Origin of the sequence: Acinetobacter sp. 22512, assembly GCF_052044755.1 — a bacterium.
GTDB classification, from domain to species: domain Bacteria; phylum Pseudomonadota; class Gammaproteobacteria; order Pseudomonadales; family Moraxellaceae; genus Acinetobacter; species Acinetobacter pittii.
This window is the reverse complement of record NZ_JBQENP010000004.1, coordinates 190,911-212,118: the sequence shown is the minus strand read 5'-3', so window position 1 is coordinate 212,118 and position 21,208 is coordinate 190,911. Positions and strand designations below refer to the sequence as shown.

Annotated in this window: 17 protein-coding genes; 12 read left to right on the top strand and 5 right to left on the bottom strand. The window is 38.3% G+C overall.

Annotated elements, in window-relative coordinates; translation table 11 throughout:
* Nucleotides 1-200 precede the first annotated feature (200 nt).
* Nucleotides 201-1,082 (bottom strand): LysR family transcriptional regulator, encoded by an 882-nt coding sequence (locus ACTJJG_RS06680; RefSeq protein ID WP_372552536.1) that lies wholly within the window; start codon nucleotides 1,080-1,082, stop codon nucleotides 201-203.
* Between the two features lie 96 nt (nucleotides 1,083-1,178).
* Here ACTJJG_RS06680 and ACTJJG_RS06675 point away from each other — a divergent pair, with 96 nt between their 5' ends.
* Both ACTJJG_RS06675 and ACTJJG_RS06670 read left to right on the top strand, forming a co-directional pair.
* Entirely contained in the window at nucleotides 1,179-2,357 is a 1,179-nt protein-coding gene (locus ACTJJG_RS06675; RefSeq protein WP_372552537.1) for a YbfB/YjiJ family MFS transporter, read from the top strand.
* Nucleotides 2,354-2,479, top strand: coding sequence for a hypothetical protein (locus tag ACTJJG_RS06670; protein ID WP_017399280.1), 126 nt, complete (start codon nucleotides 2,354-2,356; stop codon nucleotides 2,477-2,479). The genes ACTJJG_RS06675 and ACTJJG_RS06670 overlap by 4 nt, the downstream gene beginning before the upstream one ends.
* A gap of 35 nt (nucleotides 2,480-2,514) precedes the next feature.
* Here ACTJJG_RS06670 and icd read toward each other — a convergent pair whose 3' ends face one another.
* Nucleotides 2,515-3,771 carry an NADP-dependent isocitrate dehydrogenase gene (gene icd, locus ACTJJG_RS06665; protein WP_005067916.1) on the bottom strand — a complete coding sequence of 419 codons (1,257 nt, stop codon included), beginning with the start codon at nucleotides 3,769-3,771 and terminating at the stop codon, nucleotides 2,515-2,517.
* Between the two features lie 196 nt (nucleotides 3,772-3,967).
* Between icd and ACTJJG_RS06660 the strand changes: the two genes are divergently transcribed.
* Complete coding sequence (locus ACTJJG_RS06660; protein WP_005067912.1) at nucleotides 3,968-4,756, top strand: rRNA large subunit pseudouridine synthase E; 789 nt, start codon at nucleotides 3,968-3,970, stop codon at nucleotides 4,754-4,756.
* Between the two features lie 112 nt (nucleotides 4,757-4,868).
* Here ACTJJG_RS06660 and ACTJJG_RS06655 read toward each other — a convergent pair whose 3' ends face one another.
* Entirely contained in the window at nucleotides 4,869-7,106 is a 2,238-nt protein-coding gene (locus tag ACTJJG_RS06655) for an NADP-dependent isocitrate dehydrogenase (RefSeq protein WP_002118624.1), read from the bottom strand.
* Nucleotides 7,107-7,507: 401 nt separating this feature from the next.
* On the bottom strand, nucleotides 7,508-9,211 hold the full coding sequence (locus ACTJJG_RS06650) for a M61 family metallopeptidase (RefSeq protein WP_032055240.1): 1,704 nt from the start codon (nucleotides 9,209-9,211) through the stop codon (nucleotides 7,508-7,510).
* A 171-nt stretch (nucleotides 9,212-9,382) separates the two neighbouring features.
* Between ACTJJG_RS06650 and ACTJJG_RS06645 the strand changes: the two genes are divergently transcribed.
* The 9 genes from ACTJJG_RS06645 (at nucleotide 9,383) to ACTJJG_RS06605 (ending at nucleotide 20,081) form a co-directional block, all read left to right on the top strand.
* A complete protein-coding gene (locus tag ACTJJG_RS06645; RefSeq protein ID WP_032055238.1) occupies nucleotides 9,383-10,702 on the top strand; it encodes a D-alanyl-D-alanine carboxypeptidase PBP6B in 1,320 nt (439 codons plus the stop codon).
* A 98-nt stretch (nucleotides 10,703-10,800) separates the two neighbouring features.
* Entirely contained in the window at nucleotides 10,801-12,087 is a 1,287-nt protein-coding gene (locus ACTJJG_RS06640) for an NAD(P)/FAD-dependent oxidoreductase (protein WP_372552538.1), read from the top strand.
* A 135-nt stretch (nucleotides 12,088-12,222) separates the two neighbouring features.
* Nucleotides 12,223-12,705: an FKBP-type peptidyl-prolyl cis-trans isomerase gene (locus ACTJJG_RS06635; protein WP_002118581.1), complete on the top strand. Its 483-nt coding sequence runs from the start codon at nucleotides 12,223-12,225 to the stop codon at nucleotides 12,703-12,705.
* 118 nt (nucleotides 12,706-12,823) lie between these two features.
* A complete protein-coding gene (locus ACTJJG_RS06630; protein ID WP_002118715.1) occupies nucleotides 12,824-14,266 on the top strand; it encodes a cryptochrome/photolyase family protein in 1,443 nt (480 codons plus the stop codon).
* Nucleotides 14,267-14,461: 195 nt separating this feature from the next.
* Complete coding sequence (locus tag ACTJJG_RS06625) at nucleotides 14,462-15,205, top strand: hypothetical protein (RefSeq protein ID WP_032055236.1); 744 nt, start codon at nucleotides 14,462-14,464, stop codon at nucleotides 15,203-15,205.
* Nucleotides 15,205-16,101: a hypothetical protein gene (locus ACTJJG_RS06620; RefSeq protein ID WP_002118561.1), complete on the top strand. Its 897-nt coding sequence runs from the start codon at nucleotides 15,205-15,207 to the stop codon at nucleotides 16,099-16,101. The genes ACTJJG_RS06625 and ACTJJG_RS06620 overlap by 1 nt, the downstream gene beginning before the upstream one ends.
* The gene (locus ACTJJG_RS06615; RefSeq protein WP_002118919.1) at nucleotides 16,088-17,338 is read left to right on the top strand and encodes a glycosyltransferase family 2 protein; all 1,251 of its coding nucleotides are present in this window, start codon (nucleotides 16,088-16,090) and stop codon (nucleotides 17,336-17,338) included. Before ACTJJG_RS06620 ends, ACTJJG_RS06615 begins: the two co-directional genes overlap by 14 nt.
* Nucleotides 17,339-19,183 carry a hypothetical protein gene (locus tag ACTJJG_RS06610; protein WP_032070357.1) on the top strand — a complete coding sequence of 615 codons (1,845 nt, stop codon included), beginning with the start codon at nucleotides 17,339-17,341 and terminating at the stop codon, nucleotides 19,181-19,183.
* The gene (locus ACTJJG_RS06605) at nucleotides 19,161-20,081 is read left to right on the top strand and encodes a hypothetical protein (protein WP_017386261.1); all 921 of its coding nucleotides are present in this window, start codon (nucleotides 19,161-19,163) and stop codon (nucleotides 20,079-20,081) included. The genes ACTJJG_RS06610 and ACTJJG_RS06605 overlap by 23 nt, the downstream gene beginning before the upstream one ends.
* On the opposite strand, the gene wecB is transcribed toward ACTJJG_RS06605, so the two are convergent.
* On the bottom strand, nucleotides 20,066-21,208 hold the full coding sequence (wecB, locus tag ACTJJG_RS06600; protein ID WP_032006957.1) for a non-hydrolyzing UDP-N-acetylglucosamine 2-epimerase: 1,143 nt from the start codon (nucleotides 21,206-21,208) through the stop codon (nucleotides 20,066-20,068). The two genes, ACTJJG_RS06605 and wecB, sit on opposite strands and share 16 nt — an antisense overlap.

The window sequence follows — 21,208 nt, the reverse complement described above, 5'->3', positions numbered from 1 at the left end:
TCCAAATTATTGCTTGTGTCATCTTTCAAGGGGGCATATTTGACCATAGCCAGCCTATATAAACTACCCTTTTCCACAATTTTATAGCATCAAGATGATTACAAACCTCTGTGAGAATATAAAATGACTTTTTCATACATATATATCACTTTTAATTTATAAATTAAGTTGGATATTTACGTATGAAAATCAATCACAACCTAAGCAACCTTTAATTCAAATTGTTGCTCAATAAAATGAATAAACTGCTTTAAATTGCTTCCCCATGTTTCAGGCGACTGGGCAACCAAGTAGGTAGTAAAATGAGCGGATTCAGTATTAAGTTCAAAACAACTTAATGACACTTTCTCGACTACTTTGTTTAGATATGACTTTGGCAATAAAGCAAAACCAACGCCTAATTCCACACAGCTTACAATCCCGTCCAGACTGCCCATTTCTATAATTTGTGAAGGCGGAACACTGTGATCATTTAAAAATAACTCGATTGCATGACGATAAGAACAACCTTGTCGAAACGCAATAAATCGGGTCTTTGCAAGCTTGACAACATCTGGAAAGTGAGTTTGCTGTTTCGGACAAACCAAAACCAATTGTTCTTGCCAAACAGGTAAACTATACAACTCTGGAATTAAATATTTAGAAGCAACAAAAGCACAGTCGACCTCTCCTTGCTGCACAGCGCTTAACAAATATCGTGTCGGGTGAGTTTGCAGCTCAATCGGCAAATTCGGATATTGCTGCATACATTGATTGAGTAATTGAGGTAGACGTATTGCTGCTGTCGTTTCCATACTGCCCAAACGAATGGTTTCGTTCGGGTCAATATCACCCTCTTGAAAGATTTTTTTCGCTTTATTATGTAGAGCAATCATTTGAACAGCATAACTATGCAGCTGTTGTCCGGCATTCGTTAAAGTCACAGGGTTATTACGATTGAATAAAATAACCCCTAACTCTTCTTCAAGTTTTTTCACATGGCTCGTGATATTCGATTGCACCGTATACATTTTTTGTGCAGCCAAGGAAAAACTTCCACTCTCTGCAACAGCTAAAAAAAACTCTAGAGACTTAAGTAACATACCACCATCTCAAAACAAGATAATAACTATCATATTAAATCATTTTTAAAGATTTAAAAACTCGCTTTTAATAATAAAAAAATTGAGCGTCCTCTCATGTCTACGTTTTATCGAATGAGCTTAATTGTCTTTTTGGCAACTTGTTTGGGAATTGGTGTTTTTAGATTTTCCTATACTGCGCTTATGCCCATCATGATCGAGCAATACCAATGGACTCACGATTTTGCCAGTTACTTAGGGAGCGCAAATTTATTGGGATATCTCATTGGTGCCTTATTAGCGCTCTTAAGTATTAAAGAAAAGTACATCCCACCCATGATTGTCTTGTCGGCTATAGCTGGCAGCCTCAGCCTACTAGGCTGTTCATTTATGGATATGCCTTTGGTGTGGTTCATTTTTTGGCGTACGATTTCAGGTATTGCTGGCGGCTTACTTATGATTTTGGCGCCTAGCTTTGCAATGAAATACACTCCCAACACGCAAAGATTAAAAGTTAATTTCTTAGGATTTAGCGGGATTGGTGTCGGCGTTTTATCCGCCACTATTATTATTCCTCTACTTAAAAATATGCCCGTACATTATGTTTGGAATATTTTCGCGGGTCTTTCTCTATTAGGAAGCTTAACTCTTTATCGATTATTAACTCGTAATACTGCCCAGATTATTAAGCCGCAATCGACCACTATACAAGCCTTACAAAAATCACGTTTAGGCCTTGTCATTATTATTGCCTATATGTGTAGTGCCTTTGCATATATTCCACACTCTTTGTTTTGGATGGATTATTTATCTGGAACTCTGCATTTTCCCCTACAGCAAAGAAATCTATTTTGGGTTCTCTATGGAGTGGGAAGCTGCATTGGTGCACTTGTCGCTTATTGCTTAAGCAGACTAATCGGATATCTCCAGGCCATTAAATGGTTATATACCATTTACAGCTTAGCCGTTGTTTTGCCGTTCCTTTCACATACCGCATCTTTACTGGCCTTATCTTCGCTTCTGACAGGCTTACTGACTCCCGCAACCGTATTTATTAGTTCTTATAGTCTGCTACAGATTTATGAGCACCGTTCTCAAAAGCTTTGGAGCCTTGCCACCATTGGCTTTGCCAGTACTCAACTTTTGGGTGGTGTTGTCATTAGTACTTTGCATCATTTGCATTGGTCTTATGCACATCTCTTTCTTTTGGGTGGAACCGTTCTTCTCTTTGCGATTTGCCTTTTAATTCCCCTACGCCCTTCTTTCACCTCAACTCTCGGAGAAACCAAATCGTGAAAACTCTGCTCTTTCCTTTATTTCTAGTTGCTTTCGTTCTTGTTATTCAAGCCCTAGACCAGAGTTATCAAAAGAAAATCGGCTTTATTAAAACTCCGAAACATCCCGAATTTATGCAATAAAAAAAGCCCTCAACCGAGGGCTTTTTAATAGAAGATTACTCTCCCATATGTTTAATAATTGCATCACCAAATTCAGAACAACGTAACAAGGTTGCACCCGGCATTAGGCGCTCAAAATCGTAAGTTACGGTTTTGGCAGCAATTGCTCCAGAAATTCCTTTAATGATCAGATCAGCAGCCTCTGTCCACCCCATATCACGCAGCATCATTTCCGCAGAAAGAATAATAGAACCAGGGTTTACTTTATCCTGACCTGCATATTTAGGTGCTGTGCCATGCGTTGCTTCATACACAGCAATAGCACCACCAATATTTGCACCCGGCGCAATACCAATACCTCCGACTTCCGCTGCCAAAGCATCAGAAATATAGTCACCGTTTAAATTTAGCGTGGCAATCACAGAGTAATCGGCTGGACGCATGAGAATCTGCTGTAAAAATGCGTCTGCAATGACATCTTTGATAATGATGTCTTTACCCGTTCTAGGGTTTTTAATTTTAACCCATGGACCACCATCAATCAGTTCTCCACCGAAACGATCTAGAGCCAATTCATAACCCCACTCTTTAAATGCGCCTTCGGTGTATTTCATGATATTGCCCTTGTGAACCAACGTCACAGAAGGCTTGTCATTTTCGATTGCGAACTGAATGGCTTTACGGACTAAACGCTGTGTTCCTTCTTTCGATACAGGTTTAATTCCAATGCCACATCCTTCAGGGAAACGGATTTTTGTGACACCCATTTCTTCTTGAAGGAACTTAATGACTTTTTTTGCCTCTTCAGAATCAGCTTTCCATTCAATCCCTGCATAGATATCTTCCGAGTTTTCACGAAAAATCACCATATCGGTTAATTCGGGGTGTTGAACGGGTGATGGAACGCCTTCAAACCAACGCACTGGACGTACGCAAACATATAGATCTAATTCTTGGCGCAATGCAACATTGAGTGAACGAATACCGCCACCTACTGGTGTGGTTAAAGGACCTTTGATTGATACAACAAACTCGCGAAGTGCTTCAAAAGTTTCTTCGGGCATATAGTTGCCATAAATTTTATTGGCTTTTTCGCCACAATACACTTCCATCCATTCGATCGAGCGTTTGCCACCGTAAGCTTTTAAAATAGCAGCATCTACGACTGCTTTCATGGTTGGCGTAATATCTACACCAATACCATCACCCTCAATGAAAGGAATAATTGGATGATTTGGTACGTTCAGTGATAGGTCTGCATTTACTTTGATTTTGTCGCCGTCGGCAGGAACCACGATCTTCTGATAACCCATTGTGTAGATTCTCCCTTTTATAATACTTAAATAACTAAAAATAATTATCGATAAACAATACTTTCAACTTTTATTAACGCATAATAGCTTAATCGAATTTAATTCTTTTTGAGATTTATGTGGGAAATAAGCAAATTTCGCACTTAAATATAGCTCAATGTTTTCTCTAGTTATTTGAAAGAAGAAGCCATTTTTTATGAAAATTGTGATTCTCAACAAACCTTATGACGTTCTCTCCCAGTTTCGTAAAGACGAAGCGCACATGACCGTCTCTGACTTTGTTGATGACCCGACTTTGCGCTTGGCAGGCCGTCTCGATATGGACTCTGAGGGTTTAGTTTTTTTAACCGATCATGGTGGTCTGAATCAGTTCATTACCAACCCTGCAAATAAAAAATACAAAACGTATTTAGTTCAAGTTGATGGCGATGTAACCGAAGAAGCGCTTGAGCAACTTCGTAAAGGTGTAGAACTGAATGATGGTATGACGCTTCCTGCCAAAGCCATTAAAGTCAGTGAACCTGAATGGCTATGGGAACGCAATCCACCCGTACGTTACCGTGCAAATATTCCGACATCTTGGATTGAGATTTCAATTTGCGAAGGCCGTAACCGCCAAGTTCGTCGTATGACTTCTGCGGTAGGTTTTCCAACTTTACGTTTAATTCGTACTAAAATTGGCTCAATTGACTTAGTTCAACTTGGTTTAAGACCGGGTGATGTAAAAGAAATTGAACCATTACTCTACCCTGACTTTAAAGATGTACCAGCTGAACAGCCTTATCGCTCACGTTCATATGTGAAAAAGCCAGGCGGTACTGGTGGTAAACCAATGGTTCGCAAGAACAAAGATGGTTCTGCGAAAAAATCTGGTACAAAACGTATTTGGCAAATGGATGAAAGCGAGAAACCACGTCGTAAGACCAATGGTACAACTCGCCCAAATACCAAAGCACCACGTGGTCGTGGCCGCAATGGTCGATAAGATTTAATCTTTTAAAAGCTCACATCAGTGGGCTTTTTTAATATCTTTTTTAAGAAATAAAAAACCGGTGCATATGCACCGGCTCTTAAGCTATTTACTAACGAGTGAGTAATTAAGCCTCAACTGTTGCAAGAGCTGCATTGAATGTAGCACTTGGACGCATTACAGCATTTACTTTAGTTGGGTCAATTGCGTAGTAACCACCGATGTCCGCTGGTTTACCTTGTACTTGAGCAAGTTCAGCAACAATCTTCTCTTCATTTTCAGCTAAAGCTTTAGCAAGAGGAGCAAATTTAGCTTTCAACTCAGCATCTTCGTTCTGAGCAGCAAGTGCTTCAGCCCAGTAAAGTGACAAGTAGAAGTGGCTGCCACGGTTGTCGATTTCACCAGTACGACGTGATGGAGACTTGTCATTGTCAAGCAATTTACCAGTCGCTTCATCAAGTGTCTTCGCAAGTAACTTAGCACGAGCATTATTTTCTTTAATGCCCATTTCTTCTAAAGATACTGCAAGCGCAAGGAACTCACCAAGTGAATCCCAACGTAAGTGGTTTTCTTCAACAAGTTGTTGTACGTGTTTAGGCGCTGAACCACCAGCACCAGTTTCGTACATACCACCGCCCGCCATAAGCGGAACGATAGACAACATTTTTGCAGAAGTACCAAGTTCCATAATTGGGAACAAGTCAGTTAAGTAGTCACGTAAGATGTTACCAGTCACAGAAATCGTATCTAGGCCACGTACTACGCGCTCAAGTGTGTAACGCATTGCACGTACTTGAGACATGATTTGGATATCAAGACCAGTCGTATCATGATCTTTTAAGTACTTTTGTACTTTCTTGATCAATTCGTTTTCGTGTGGACGGTACGGGTCAAGCCAGAAGATTGCAGGCATACCTGAGTTACGTGCACGAGTTACTGCAAGTTTAACCCAATCACGAATCGGAGCATCTTTAACCTGACACATACGCCAGATATCGCCTTCTTCCACATTTTGAGTCAATAACACTTCACCAGTGTCAAGATCGGTAATGTTTGCAATACCAGCTTCTGAAATCTCAAAAGTCTTGTCGTGAGAACCGTATTCTTCAGCTTTTTGAGCCATCAAACCAACGTTTGGTACTGTACCCATAGTCTTCGGATCGAAGTTACCATGCCATTTACAGAAATTGATCATTTCTTGGTAAATACGGGCAAATGTTGATTCTGGCATTACTGCTTTAGCATCGTATTGCTTACCATCAGCACCCCACATTTTACCACCAGCACGAATCATTGCTGGCATAGAAGCATCTACGATGATGTCGTTTGGAGAGTGGAAGTTTGTGATGCCTTTTGCCGAGTCAACCATTGCAAGTGCAGGACGGTGTTCTTGACAAGCATGTAAGTCTTCAATGATTTCTTCACGTAATGAAGTTGGAAGAGTTTCGATTTTCTCGTACAACCCAGCCATACCGTTATTAACGTTAATGCCTAATTCGTCAAATAACTTACCGTGCTTTTCGAAAGCTTCTTTGTAATAGATTTTCACACAGTGACCGAAAACGATCGGGTGTGAAACTTTCATCATTGTCGCTTTTACGTGTAAAGAGAATAAAATTCCCGCTTCTTTACAATCATCAAGTTCTTTTTCATAGAAATCACAAAGTGCTTTCTTGCTCATGAACATTGAATCAATGATTTCACCTTCTTGAAGCGCAACTTTTGGCTTAAGAACAATGCTCTTACCACTATTCGTGATAAGTTCCATTTTCACATTACGTGCGCGATCAAGTGTCATTGATTTTTCACCATGGTAGAAGTCACCTTCTTCCATATGTGAAACGTGAGTTTGTGACCACTGTTTCCACTCGCTCATTGAATGAGGGTGTTTTTTCGCATAGTTTTTAACTGCTGCTGGAGCACGGCGGTCAGAGTTACCTTCACGAAGGACAGGGTTTACTGCTGAACCAAGGCACTTACCATAACGAGCTTTGATTGATTTTTCTTCTTCAGTCGTTGGATTTTCCGGATAATCTGGAATTGCATAACCTTTTGATTGAAGCTCTTTAATACATGCAGTTAATTGCGCAACAGACGCACTAATGTTCGGGAGTTTGATAATGTTTGTATCTGGATCTTGTGTAAGACGACCTAGCTCTGCAAGGTTGTCGGATACCTTTTGCTCTTCACTTAGGTAATCAGCGAATTCTGCGAGCACACGTGCAGCTACAGAGATGTCACTTTTAATAATCTCGATGCCAGCTGGCTTGGTAAAGGTCTCAATGATCGGCAGTAGCGAATAGGTCGCCAATAATGGCGCCTCATCAGTCAGTGTGTAAATAATAGTTGACTTTTCACCAGCCATATATAGCCCCTTCCGTTTGATTGAGTGTTGAGGACCGAGCTTGTGGCCCAGTGCCTACGAACCGATATGCTTAAATAAAACCCTGAGAGTATCGGCTCTCATTGTCTTCCAGTCAACGAAATATCCAGTGATAACGACATTTCGCAGCGAAATAATAAATAATTTAAATCTATTGATAATATTCCTATACCCAACTTTAAGTAATACATAATTCATCATTACTTTTTTAGGGACTGAATACGATTAAATTACATGAGATATCTTTCAGAGTTCTGACAATTATTATACTTTTCATTCAAAACAAACTCAAAGATAAAACGAATCTCATCGTTTAGCAGCACTTAAAAAATAAAAAACCGACGTACAAAACATCGGTTTTTTATAAACTATTTATTTGTTATTTAAGCTTTTAACCATTTTTCAGTTTTAGCCTGATCTTCAATAATAAGTTCAACTTCAGTTAAATCAGATGTAGCACATTCAACTTCAAAAGATAGTAACTCATCGCGACGGAAAGCAAACACAGTATAAGTACCGCCCTGCTTTGCATACTTCTCAACAAGTTTAGTGGTCGCTTTTAGCCCATCAATTGCAATAATTACATCATTGGCAGAAATACCTGCTTTAGCTGCTGCGCTATCACGGCGAGTACTTTGCACGAGTACACCTTCAGGCTTATCAACAAGTTTCAAACCAAGTGGCAAAGATTTGTCAGTTTTAACTCTATAACTTAAGCCAAACTCAGGGAACAGTTGATCAAGTGGCAATTCATCAGTGGTATTAATCAAATGATTAATTTGTTCAATCCAGCTATCACCCGTCAGTTCTTTACATAAATCAAAAATGGTTCTTTCGTTTACTTGCATACCATTTTGAGTGTTTTCATATAACCGACGCATTAAAGCATCAAGACTAGAACCCCGTAGACGTAAACCTAAATCTAGACATAATGCTACAAGCGAACCTTTATTGTAGTAACTAGTGCCCGCATTATTCGAGTTTTCATCTTGGCGATAAAATTTAATCCACGCGTCAAAACTTGACTCTGCAACTGTTTGAACAAAACGACCTGGGTTTTGCAAATAACGGTCAATTTGTGCTTTGAGTAAATCAAGATAAGACTTCTGAGAAATTACGCCACTACGTAATAAAATCAGGTCATCGTAATATGAAGTAAAGCCTTCAAATATCCAAAGTAAAGAAGTATAGCCTTCTTGATGCAAATTATAGTTTGCAAAGTTTTCTGGGCGGATAAACTTGACTAACCATGAATGAAAATATTCATGACTACATAAGCCTAAAAAGCGTTGATAATCTTTAGAAGGTTCAGTTGGTTCATTCGACTTTGGCAAATCATCACGCGGTGTAATCAAGCTTGTGCTATTACAATGCTCTAATCCACCATAACTATTACCTGTTGCCATGGTCATAAAGGTATAGTTTTTAAATGGTGCCGAACCGAACATATTTATTTCAGCTGCACAAATCTTTTCAATATCGGCTTTTAGGCGATCAATATTGGTATTGTGCGAACCAGAAATTACGAACTCATGTTCAATGCCGTTCGTCTCAAAACTAAAGCGTGTTTGATCAGCCAATTCAAATGGACTATCGATCAGTTGATCGTAGTGATCTGCTTTTAAAGTAAATCGACCTTTAACTAAGCTTTTTGAAGCTAAGCCTGTTGCTAACTGAAAATGCTTTAATTCATCCGGCAAGAAAACTTCGACTTCACAAGCAGACTGCTCCTGCCCCTCTAACGCTAAACATACACACGCAGGATTAATATATAGACGAGTCTGGTCTACATACGCACCACGGACAGACAAATCATATGCATATACATCATATTCAATCGTCATTAATTCGTGGTCTGTATTAAATAAACGCCAGCGATTCTTGCTCGTTTTTTTAATGTCCAGTAGACGTCCAGCTTCATCATAAGCTTTAACGGATTCAATATGTTTTGAGAACTCTCGAATTAGATAACTACCCGGAATCCACGTTGGTAACCAAAGTTCCTGATTCGGGTTGGCTAAAAAACGAATTGTCACGTGAACGAGGTGCTGTTTGTAATCATCGAACTCAATTTGATAATGCAACATAAATTCTTCAATTTAAAAATAAGAACGGCTTCACATTAGATTATCACTTTTTTGTATCGTCTTGCGTAGATGTATTTTTTGGCAACAATTCCCACTAGCCTTCCACGAAAAAAAGGCATAGCATGCTGTGCATCTGTGTCCCGTATTTGCCAGTGAAAGTTAAGGTCATCCGTGAAATTTTTTCTATCTCTTTTTACCCTCTTTAGTATTTTTTGTACTACCCTAACCAATGCTGCATTACTCAATATTGCACCTGAAAGTGTTGAAGCTGCTGCATGGACTATTGTAGATACTCAATCGGGTCAAATCATTGCTGAGCATAATAGCCATGTTCAACGTGCACCAGCATCTTTAACCAAAATGATGGTTGCATACATTGCCCTAAAAGAGATTAAAGCTGGAAAACTGAAAAAAGAAGAAATCATTACTGCAACTCCAGTGGTTAGTGTTGTGCAGTGGGATGAATCACAAATGTATCTTAAAGCTGGTGAACAAATTTCAGTTGATCAGTTATTGGCAGGTTTAATCGTGATGTCTGCTAATGATGCAGCCGTGACTTTAGCTGAAAAAATCTCTGGTGATGTTCCGCGCTTCGTACAACGTATGAATCAGGAAGCTCAAGCTTTGGGTATGAAAGATACTCATTTTAGTAATCCTGCCGGAATTACGATGCCTGATCATTTCACTACAGCACACGACCTTAGCTTATTAAGTCAGGCATTAATTAAACAAACCCCTGAATATTTACATTATTCAAAAATGCCAAGCTTTAGCTATAACCAACGCTTCCATCATGCGACAAACCTTGCGCTCAAATATGACCCATATGTAGATGGCCTTAAAACGGGATATACCAAAGCAGCAGGTTATAACTTGGCACTCACAGCTTCACGTCCTTCATTCTCATCTGACTTAACTCAAAGACGTTTATTAGTCATTGTTTTAGGTACACCGAGTGCTGTAAAACGCGCTGAGATTGCAGATAAATTAATGAATCTTGCTTACGCCTATACACGTGATGAAGTGATTATTCCTGAGCAGAAATTAATTGCTGAACTACCTGTTGTAAAGTCGACTTTAAAAATGTTTAAGGTTGAAACAAAGCAACCAACAATTGTAACGACATCTTTATATGCAGACCCAGCACCAATTGACTTAAATACTTTTGATAATGTGACTCAACGCGTTCAAGTACTTGATAGCAATCAACAGCTCAATGTGATTACTCCACTTGAAACGACTCAGACCCATGTAAACATTGAACTCAATGAAAAACAATTAACTGCGCCATTAATGAAAGTCGTAAGTTTGGCAACAGTATCGATTTATCAAAATAATCAACTTATCCGCAGTCTTCAAATCGAAGATAACGTACATATTGAAGAAGCCAATATTTTCCAAAAAATCGCAATGTGGTTTTCTAGCCTCTTCTCTATTTTTTCATCAAGTGAACATAGTGCTGCTAAACTCTACCCAGTAGATTCGCACTAAAAACATCAAATTGTGCACAGACGCACAATAATTTTTATAAATAAAAGATGGCATAATTTAGCCATCTTTTTTTATAGAAAAATAATTAGGTGAAAAAAATGACCCAAAATTTACATCATATTGTAATTGTTGGTGGTGGTGCTGGCGGCTTAGAACTGGCAACACAACTCGGTGAAACTTTTGGGAAAAACCGTAAAGCAAAGATTACATTGGTTGACCAAAACCTTACTCATATTTGGAAACCATTGCTTCATGAAATTGCTGCTGGCTCTTTAAATCCACACGAAGAACAAACTAACTATTTTGCGCACTCAGAAAAACATCATTACGAATTTGTGCTCGGAACATTAGTTGGGGTTAATAAAGATAAAAAATTAATTGAACTAATGCCCCCTCAAGTGTCTAAGGATCAACAGAATCATTCGCAAGAGCTAAGTTATGACACACTTATTTTAGCGCTTGGTTCGGTATCAAATGATTTTAATACCACTGGAGTGCGTGAAAACTGCCATTTCCTTGATAGCAGAAAACAAGCCGATATTTTCCAGCAAGATTTATTACATCTTTATATTGAAGCTCAAAATCAACCCAATCAACGAACTTTAAATATTGGAATTGTTGGTGCGGGAGCAACAGGTGTAGAGCTGGCAGCTGAGTTAATTGAAACAACTAAAAACTTTTATCGATATGGTTTAAAGAAGATTCATCCAAACCAAGTCAAAATCACACTGATTGAAGCTTCTGAACGTATTTTACCTGCTCTAAGCGATAAAACTGCTGAACACAGTGCTGGGCAACTCAAAAAAATGGGCGTTGAAATTTTAACTCAACACCGCGTTGAAAAAATTGATGAGCATTGCATCTACTTTAGCAATGGCAACCAACTCAAAAGTGATATTACCGTTTGGGCCGCAGGCGTAAAAGCACCAAAGGTATTAGAAAGTTTTACCGATTTTAAACGCGATAACATTAACCGCCTGATGGTCTATGCAACGTTGCAGACCTATTCTGATCCAAATGTATTTGCGTTTGGTGACTGTGCTCATTGCCAACTTGATGCAAGACATCCTCCACTTGGCCCACGTGCTCAAGTTGCAAGCCAACAGGCCAGCTTCTTAGTTGATGCTATGGCTGCTCGACTAAATGGCCGGTCACAGCCGATGTTTACATTTAACGACAAAGGTTCTCTCGTGTCTTTAAGTCGTCATACAGCCGTTGGAGAATTACTTGGAGATGTCAGCGTACAAGGCTATATTGCAAAAACAATGTATGTCTCTTTATATCGTTTACATCAAGCAACGATTCACGGATATACTCAGGCTGGACTACTCACAATGAAAGATTTACTTACAAGACGTGTACGTCCAAAAATTAAGCTGTATTAAGTTGAATTTTTTAAGTTCGTCCCTATTTATATAAAAACGCATCAGAAAAAGTGCCAAAGATTAAGATTTTGTAGTCTACAAAATTTATTTTTCACTTTATGATGTACGCTTCAATTGATTGAATGGATCAAAAACATGACTGCTATTGCAAATAACCACGTGGTTTCATTCCACTACAAATTAACAAACGCTGAGGGTGAAACACTTGATCAATCTCAAGGTGAACCACTTGCCTATTTGCACGGTGCAGGCAATATCATTCCTGGTTTAGAAAATGCATTAACAGGTAAAACTGTTGGTGAAAAATTCACTGTTAACGTTCCAGCTGCTGAAGGTTATGGCGAATACAACCCAGACCTAGTACAAGAAGTTCCAGCTCAAATGTTCCAAGGTGTTGAGAACATTCAACCTGGTATGCAATTCCAAGCTCAAACAGATGACGGCGTACAGATCGTTACTGTTAAAGCGGTTGAAGGCGACAACGTTGTTGTTGATGCTAACTTCCCACTTGCTGGTCAAGATTTAACTTTTGAAGTTGAAATCGTAGAAATCCGTGATGCTTCTCAAGAAGAATTAGATCACGGTCACGTACACGGTGCTGGTGGTCATCACCACTAATTCATCTTTAAAGATGATAAGGGCAAAGCTTCGGCTTTGCTTTTTTTATGTATTTATTTTTATATAATATTTTGATAATAATCCTTTAACTCACCTCACTCTATAAGGGCCAATTTTCATGTCAAACGTAAATCAGCTAATTTGGTTTCGTCAAGATTTGAGAGTTCGAGACCATGCTGCTTTATGGCATGCCTCTCAACAAGGGCCTTGTATTGGGTTAATTATTTTATCGCCTGAACAATGGAAAATGCATCACGATGCGCCTATAAAAATTAATTTCTATTTACGTCAACTTCAACAACTCAAAAAAGAACTAGAACAACTTAATATTCCCCTTATTATCCAAGTCATTCCTTACTGGAAAGATATCGCTGATTATATTGGTGAACTTAGCACTCAACTTAATATTGAAAATGTCTATTCAAATATAGAGATCGGCGTTAATGAATTAAAAAGAGATAAAACTGTACAAGATTTTTTAAATCAACAAGGTAAAGAGCTCTTTTTATTCCATGACCGTACGATTTTTCCTTTATGCTCTATTCGCAATCAGTCACAGCAGCCCTATCAGGTTTTCGGTGCATTTAAAAAAGCATGTTATTCAAAATTGGATATCAGTGGTTTACCTCAATGCTATCCAATTCCTGAAAAGCAAAGTAGCTATCCAGCGTCTTTTTCAAAAATAAACAGCTTAACTCTAGAAGATATTGAAGCTTTTTTTGATCCTTCTGTTTCTAAAGAGCAACAAGGCTTATGGCCAGCTGGAGAAAATTTTGCTCTAGAGCAGCTCGACATATTTATTAAAGATCGTTTATCTGATTATAAATTAGAACGTGACTTTCCCAATGTAAGAGGAACTAGCCAACTTTCCCCCTACTTAAACATTGGGATTTTGTCTATCCGCCAGTGCCTGCAAGCTCTTTTTAGGGCTGAACATGGCAACTTTCATTTGACAAATGAAGGCCAGCAGACTTGGTTAGATGAACTCATTTGGCGAGAATTTTATCAACATATTTTATTTGATTTCCCCCATGTTTCTAAACATATTCCGTTTAAAAAAGACACTCAGAAAATTAAGTGGAATCACAACCCAGAGCACCTAATTGCATGGCAAACGGGCCAGACAGGTATACCGATTATTGATGCTGGAATGCGTCAACTTTTAAAAACGGGATGGATGCATAATCGTGTTCGCATGATTACCGCTATGTTTTTATGTAAAAACTTACTCATCGATTGGCGAGTAGGTGAACAATGGTTTATGGAGCATTTAATCGATGGGGATTTAGCAGCAAATAATGGTGGCTGGCAATGGTGTGCTTCTACCGGAACTGATGCCGTACCTTACTTTAGAATTTTTAACCCTATTGCTCAATCAAAGAAATTTGATCCAAATGGAGATTATATTCGTCAATGGGTTGAAGAATTAGCTCATCTAGACAATAAAGCCATTCATGAGCCCTACTCGACTAAAACGAATATTCAGTTAAATTATCCAAAACCAATTGTAGATTTAAAGGAAACTCGTCTTAAAGCAATTGAAACTTTCAAGAGTATTTAAATAAGAATTACGTCTTAAGTGTTTATTTTTAATTAAAAAATAATAACAGTATTTGACTATAGTGAGACTTTGTTCTACAAATAAACATAATAGATACTTAAAAAAGGCCATAAACAACAACAACTTCGCAATGTCTCACATTTAGTAATAAAAGTATAAAAAAATTAACATTACAATAAGGTAGCTATAGCTCACATGCAACAAAAGAACCCTGGAAGAACACTCGTCTTATGGATTATCGCAGCTCATCTATTTATGGGCATGGTGGCGTATGAGTGGTTACCTGTAAGTTTTAGAGGAAGCTGGATTTTTATTCTCATTCTTTTAATTTCTGGAGCTTTTTTACAAGTTGGTGCATCCTTAATTGTGGGCTTACTCGCTTTTATCGGTGTTGCAGTATATTTTCTACTCGACTTAGGGGCTCAGACGCATATTGAACGTCAGCTTCTTTTACTTTTTATTATTCCCCTCATTCCTCTTTTTCTGAGTGCTGTTCGCCATAATATTGAAATTAACGTTCAAAAATACCGCGATATTCAAAGTTATGACCGTAATTATCGCCGTGATATTTTCCCGCTTAGCGCACTCAAGTATTTTCAACGCAGTTTCTTTAAGCTTCTTGATCATCATCACATTCAAGACTATGAAGTCTTTGAAATTAGTATTCTCAACCGAAGCTTAATTAAAGAAATGTTAGGCGACGATGTGTGGAAAACCACTCAAAATGAAATGATTAAAATTTTGAGCCAACATCATCCACAAGAAATCGTTTTCCAGTTTGCTGATGATGATCTTGAAACTATATACAGCATTGTAATTCGCAAGCAAAAAACGGATGAAGAACCTGAATTTATTAAAAAGCTAAAAGAAATTATGACTTTGCGGCTTGAAGTCGAATATAAAGTTATTCAGATTCCACCTGAAGAGGAGATTACTTAATGTCTAATCTTCTTAATATTTGTGGAATTATTATTGCATCTAGTCAGTATCCTGATGCCACTTTACAGCAGTTCTATCGGCAATATTATCATTGTGAGATTAAAACGGAACAAACAAAAACAGAAGTTCAGAGTACCGATGATCTTTCAATGTTTTTTCCATATCAGGATACATGGTGGCCTATCTTTACAATTGACCAGATCAGCTCGGATAGCTTTCAACGACTTATTCATAAAGGGTTCAAGCCTGGCATTATATTGCCGGATGAAGTTTTTAGCTTTTCTCATTATTTCTTGCTCAAAGAAGCAGTCAGCCAAGGTGCGATTCCGATTGCACTTTATAAATCAGAGCAACCTCAATATTTTGCGGCTAAAGCCACATTTTCGACTGCAATTGGGTTGCGCCCAATGGCTGCTTTTGTCTCAACGGGATGGGATGAAAATTTAATTTCACAGACCGCTGGTAGTTATATTATTCAATTTAACCCTTCGCAGCTCCCGTTACCCTCTAGAGAAATTAAGCAAAAACAGCATTTATTTTATTCGGCTAAACGTTTTAACGGTCATATTTCTGGGTATGAAATTATTATTAATCCTCCTGCTGATCTACCCACAACAAATATTCGATATCCTCAACTCGGAATATCTTGGAAATTTAATAAGATTAATTACATAAGTACGCCAGAGCATGTAAAAACTAATTTCCTTGGATACATTTTTATCGGTTTAAGTACTGTTGTAGTTCCACTCGATCTAATTCTGACGAGTACCTACCCTGACCTCCTTGGTACGTTTGGTAGCTATATTTCATGGTTCTCTCTTGTAATCGGGTTGATTTTATTAGTCTTGCTCATCTCGTCTATTATCAGGAGGGTTAAATCAAATGGCTCCCATTGATATTCTCTTCTTATTTGGATTTTTAGGGATTTGGATTCCACAAGCATTTTGGGCGTGGTTAAGTTATCAAGCTTGGAAATATTCAAAAACAGCAGAAAAAGAGTTACAAAACCTTCCAATACCAGAGAGATGGCCCGTTTTGAGTGTCTTGATCCCTGCCTATAATGAAGGTGTTGTGATTGAAGATACTTTGCATGCAATTGCTCAACAAGATTACCCAGCCGAAGCATATGAAGTTTTACTCATTAATGATGGGTCAAAGGATAACACCCTAGAAATCGCCGAAAATTTGGCAAAAATTTATCCTTGCATAAAGATTGTTAATGTTCCTAAAGGAATGGGGGGGAAAGGTAAATCTAGAACGCTTAATAATGGCCTCCCCCATGCTAGAGGCGAATTGATTGTTGTCTATGATGCGGACAGTACACCAGAACCCGATTGTGTTCGCTTGCTAGCTCAAACCCTACTTGCCGATAAAAAATTAGTAGCCGTTAATGGAAAAGTAAGAACACGTAATTGGCAAGATAGTATTTTGACCCGATTTATTGCCATTGAGTTCATCTTTTTCCAATGGATTTTCCAAGGCGGTCGTTGGCAACGTTTTGAGCTATCGACATTAATGGGTACTAACTATGTGATTTGGCGTGATGCTTTAGAAACCTTAGGCGGTTTTGATGAAAAGTCATTGGTCGATGATACAGAAATGAGTTTTAGGATTTTCATTGGTCAAAAACGGATTAAATGGGTGCCCTATGCAATTGGTTGGCAGCAAGATCCTCCATCTCTGAGTGTGTTTGTTAAACAGCGTTCACGTTGGACCCAAGGTAATTTTTATGTGACTCGTAAATATTTACCCGTCGCATTAAGAACGCCTTTTCCTATCGGAATTGAAATTCTTAACAACATTATGTGCTACATACTTTTTGTACCCGCTTTATTCTGGAGTCATATCACGTTAACCCTTGGCATACTTGATATTGCGGGTATTTCAGTTCCAGGCCCATTCACAACTCTATGGGGACTGTCATTTTGCCTATATGTGGCACAAATGTGGTTTACGCTTTCACTCGAAAAAGTTAAACCAGAACTCTACTTTTATTCAGTTCTATCTTACGTAAGTTACTCACAAATATTTCTATTTATTGTTTTTAAAGCCGCATATGACATGCTTAAAAATAAAATACAGGGCAACTCCCTTCAATGGTACAAAACGGAACGTAGCAAGGAGAAAAAATAAATGAAAAAGACTTTTGATCTTTACAAAACAGCTCAAGTGCTCCTTGCCAGCACCAGTCTTATGCTCGCCATGTCTGCTCATGCGTATACATGGGAACTGGACGATATTAGTACTTCTACTAAATACACAGTCGAGCCTCATTTTTTCTATATTGGCAAAGGTGCCCAGTGGCAAAACATTCAATTTTCAAGTGATTATTCCACTGAAAGCGATACAACTTTACTTGTAAAATATGATGATAAACTCATTTATAACACTACCCTAAGTGGGGATGGTCAAGTCAAATTTGATATTCCAGCAAGTCAGAGTGGTTTTCACCGTTTAGATTTTATTATTCAACAATATGCGAAACCGACTACGCTGAATCAAACCAAAGAAACATTCTGTACAGAAGATATTGATCACCTAACTTATTTAAGTAATTCCCAGCTCGACTTTACACCTATTCGTAATGAATATCGCTTAAAAGATTTGCCAGATGCTTTATATAACCCACAAGCGAGACGGCCTACTCCATTTGTTGGTATTTTAAAATACAACCGTAAAGAGATTATAGAAGCCTCCATGCTCGCCAGATTAGCAAGTTCATGGACCTCCATAACACCTGTTGAATGGGTTGATTCAGGACAAACCAATTTAAATCCTGAAACAAACTTTATTATTGAAGTTATTCGCTCAGCAGCACCACTAAAAGGCGGAGCACTAGTACAAATTGCAAAACCTGTAGAAGGTGTGCCTACCTTATCAATTACTTATCATACTCAACAAGATTTAACGAGCGCAGTAAATGGACTAATTAATTCTTCTTATGTACAACAATTGAGTACAGGAAACGCAGTTTTTCCAAATACAATATCTAATCCAACATGGGCTCAATTTAAAAAAATCGATACACTCGCCGATTTAGGTATTCAAGATTTCAGATTAAATCACGCTGAAAAAAACTTATTTCTTGATTTCCCTGCGGTATGGCAACCAACCGATATCTTGCAAGGACAAATCGCACTTCGTATTCAAAGTGGTTTATTACAAGGTTCCAATATTACAGCTTGGATTGATGGAGGACTTGCTGGAAGCATGAAAACAGCCGACCTTGCTTCAGACCCAGTAAACCGTCAGTTCAATATTTTTGCAAAAGCTATTTCTAATACGACAAATTTTAGTCTAAAGCTGGAAAATTCAGTGATAGCCAATTCCCAATGTTTACCTAACGCACATGGTTCACTTTGGATTGATACAGCCAAATCTACTGTAAAGCTACCTCATAAACTTAAAAATGGTGTAGCCGCAATTTCAGTGACTTTAGCAACAACCCCCACAATTGCGGTTGATGGTCAATCTGGTGCATTAAATATCGCGATTGTGTTAGGTCAAACTGCGAAAAAAATGCTTTTAACCCAAGCACCAATGCCTCTCAACCTAGTCCGTTATTCACCGAGCGCGCCACAATCTGTAAATGTCCGCGTTAACAAAGATATTTATCAACAACAAGTACTAATGCATCAGGATATTATTTATGCACCTGCTGCCCAAAATGGTTTTATTGTCAGTTATAACAATAACCGCTTTGATGTGATTACCGACTCACAAGGTGGCGCACAAACGTTTATGCACCTTTGGGAAAAAATACAACATAAAATTCCAAACAACGTGACGAAAATGCTGGTTTCAGAAAATGGAAATATCTATGTTTTACAAAAACTCATTGTCGGAAATCAAAAGGCGCCTCTAGTCCAACAGTCTTCTTTCTTCTTATTAGTTGTGATTATCTCTGCAATTATGATAATAATTATCTTCTTGTGGTACTGGTTAAGACGAAATAATGAGAAAACAGATACCAATTAAAATAGCTGCTTTTATTATTTTAATTATATGTAGTGTCATCGTATATGCGGGGCTTTTCAAACATCAAGGTCAAGCCCCTCATATTGAAGGTGTTTTCTGGCAACCTGACAATAACACTACTCCTCCAGAAGGAAATTGGCACTATTTAGGTGTTGATACATTTGTTCCCCAATGGTCTGTTGTTGAATCTAAATCTTGGTGGAAAGAATCAAATTTTCCACAATGGGAAAAAGCTATTAATTTAGAAAAGATTAAACAAGAACCTTGGGCAAAAAATCTCATATTGGGCTTAGCCGGTGAATATAATGAACCTAAAGCTCGGGCTAATGTCATTGAATTAGGCGAAAAATCTGCCCAAATTATAAAAGAGCAAAAAACAGCATTTAAAGGTTATTACTTTCCGGTAGAAGCAGATCCAACTTGGCTACGAGTCAGTGCTTTAGGTCATGTGTTATCGAAGCTTCCTTCACCAGTCTGGGTGAGTATTTATAGTGGCGAAACTGAGCCTGAAAATTATGATTTATGGGTTAAAAGCTGGCTGCCTGACCATACGGGAGTTTTTTTCCAAGATGGTGTTGGCGTAGGCGTTCGATCACCTAAACAGGCCAAACATATTTTAGATCAGCTTGAAGATAAACTTGGAAAAGACAAAGTAATTATAGTATTAGAAGCTTTTAGAGTGAAAAAGAATGGGCAATTTAGAGCCGCATATCCTTGGGAAATTATTTCTCAGCTAAAAGCATATGAAGGTAAAACTGTTTATATTTTTGATGGTCCTCATTACATGAGCCGCTGGTGCGTTAATATTGTGAGCTTATGGTACCGCCTCACTTATGGTCATGCCAACAAAACCATAAATGAGACGAGATCCTTAAATCATGATTATGCCAATTCATAAGATTTAGCAATTTGATTGAGAATACGTTGAGCTGCTTGCCCATCGCCGAATGGGTTTTCTACATGCGCCATTTTTTCATAGTGCTGTTGGTCAGTGAGTAACTTTTCAGCTTCTTCAATAATTTTTTCTTGATTTGTCCCCACCAAAACGCCTGCCCCCACCTCAACCACTTCTGGTCGCTCGGTAGTGTCCCGCAAGATTAAAACTGGCTTATTAAATGATGGACTTTCTTCTTGTAAGCCTCCCGAATCCGTCAAAATAAAAGTAGATCGGTCTATCACTGCCAATAGACTTGGGTAGTCTAATGGTTTAACAAGATGAATTTGGGAATGGTCTTTAAACTTATCATGGACTACGTCATGGACGGCTGGGTTTAAATGTACAGGCCAAATGAAATGTAAATCAGGATGTGCTTGAGCTAAGTGCTCAACCGCATTGCAAATATTTTGAATTCCACCGCCAAAATTTTCACGACGGTGGGCAGTAATAAGTACTACTTTGTCATCTTGCTTTAATTGAATTCCATAAGGTTCAAGCCGGTTCTTCAAATCAGATTTTTCAGCAATTAATTTACGCCCTAAATACACCGCATCAACAACTGTATTGCCTGTAACCGTAATGAGCTCTGACGGAATTTGTTCATTGAGTAAATTTCTTTTTGATTGTTCAGTCGGGGCAAAATGCCATTTAGTAATACGTGAAACCAACTGACGATTTCCCTCCTCTGGAAAAGGATGATCTAAATCATAAGAACGTAAACCAGCTTCAACATGCGCAACAGGGACTTTCATTGAAAACGCGACTAAGCCAGCTGCTAAAACAGTTGTTGTATCACCCTGAATAACAATTGCATCTCGTTTTTGCCCATCAGTGTATACATTCTCGATTTGGCTCAAACCATGAATTAAGAGCTGATTTAAACTTTGTCCAGCATTCATAATTTTAAGACGGTGGTCAATTTCAACCCCAAAGAAATCTATCGCATCTCTTACTAGTTCGTCATGCTGTCCAGTAAAAATCACTTCAACTTGAAAGCGAGGGTCTTGTTTTGCCAATAAAATAACAGGGGCAAGTTTGATTAATTCAGGACGGGTTCCAAATACAATAGATATAAAAACTTTATTCAC

Bases quoted from the DNA above. Each gene is read 5' to 3' on its own strand.
- ACTJJG_RS06680 (WP_372552536.1), bottom strand. From the start codon at position 1,082: ATGTTACTTAAGTCTCTAGAGTTTTTTTTAGCTGTTGCAGAGAGTGGA.
- ACTJJG_RS06675 (WP_372552537.1), top strand. From the start codon at position 1,179: ATGTCTACGTTTTATCGAATGAGCTTAATTGTCTTTTTGGCAACTTGT.
- icd (WP_005067916.1), bottom strand. From the start codon at position 3,771: ATGGGTTATCAGAAGATCGTGGTTCCTGCCGACGGCGACAAAATCAAA.
- ACTJJG_RS06660 (WP_005067912.1), top strand. From the start codon at position 3,968: ATGAAAATTGTGATTCTCAACAAACCTTATGACGTTCTCTCCCAGTTT.
- ACTJJG_RS06655 (WP_002118624.1), bottom strand. From the start codon at position 7,106: ATGGCTGGTGAAAAGTCAACTATTATTTACACACTGACTGATGAGGCG.
- ACTJJG_RS06650 (WP_032055240.1), bottom strand. From the start codon at position 9,211: ATGTTGCATTATCAAATTGAGTTCGATGATTACAAACAGCACCTCGTT.
- ACTJJG_RS06640 (WP_372552538.1), top strand. From the start codon at position 10,801: ATGACCCAAAATTTACATCATATTGTAATTGTTGGTGGTGGTGCTGGC.
- ACTJJG_RS06635 (WP_002118581.1), top strand. From the start codon at position 12,223: ATGACTGCTATTGCAAATAACCACGTGGTTTCATTCCACTACAAATTA.
- ACTJJG_RS06630 (WP_002118715.1), top strand. From the start codon at position 12,824: ATGTCAAACGTAAATCAGCTAATTTGGTTTCGTCAAGATTTGAGAGTT.
- ACTJJG_RS06625 (WP_032055236.1), top strand. From the start codon at position 14,462: ATGCAACAAAAGAACCCTGGAAGAACACTCGTCTTATGGATTATCGCA.
- ACTJJG_RS06620 (WP_002118561.1), top strand. From the start codon at position 15,205: ATGTCTAATCTTCTTAATATTTGTGGAATTATTATTGCATCTAGTCAG.
- ACTJJG_RS06615 (WP_002118919.1), top strand. From the start codon at position 16,088: ATGGCTCCCATTGATATTCTCTTCTTATTTGGATTTTTAGGGATTTGG.
- ACTJJG_RS06610 (WP_032070357.1), top strand. From the start codon at position 17,339: ATGAAAAAGACTTTTGATCTTTACAAAACAGCTCAAGTGCTCCTTGCC.
- ACTJJG_RS06605 (WP_017386261.1), top strand. From the start codon at position 19,161: ATGAGAAAACAGATACCAATTAAAATAGCTGCTTTTATTATTTTAATT.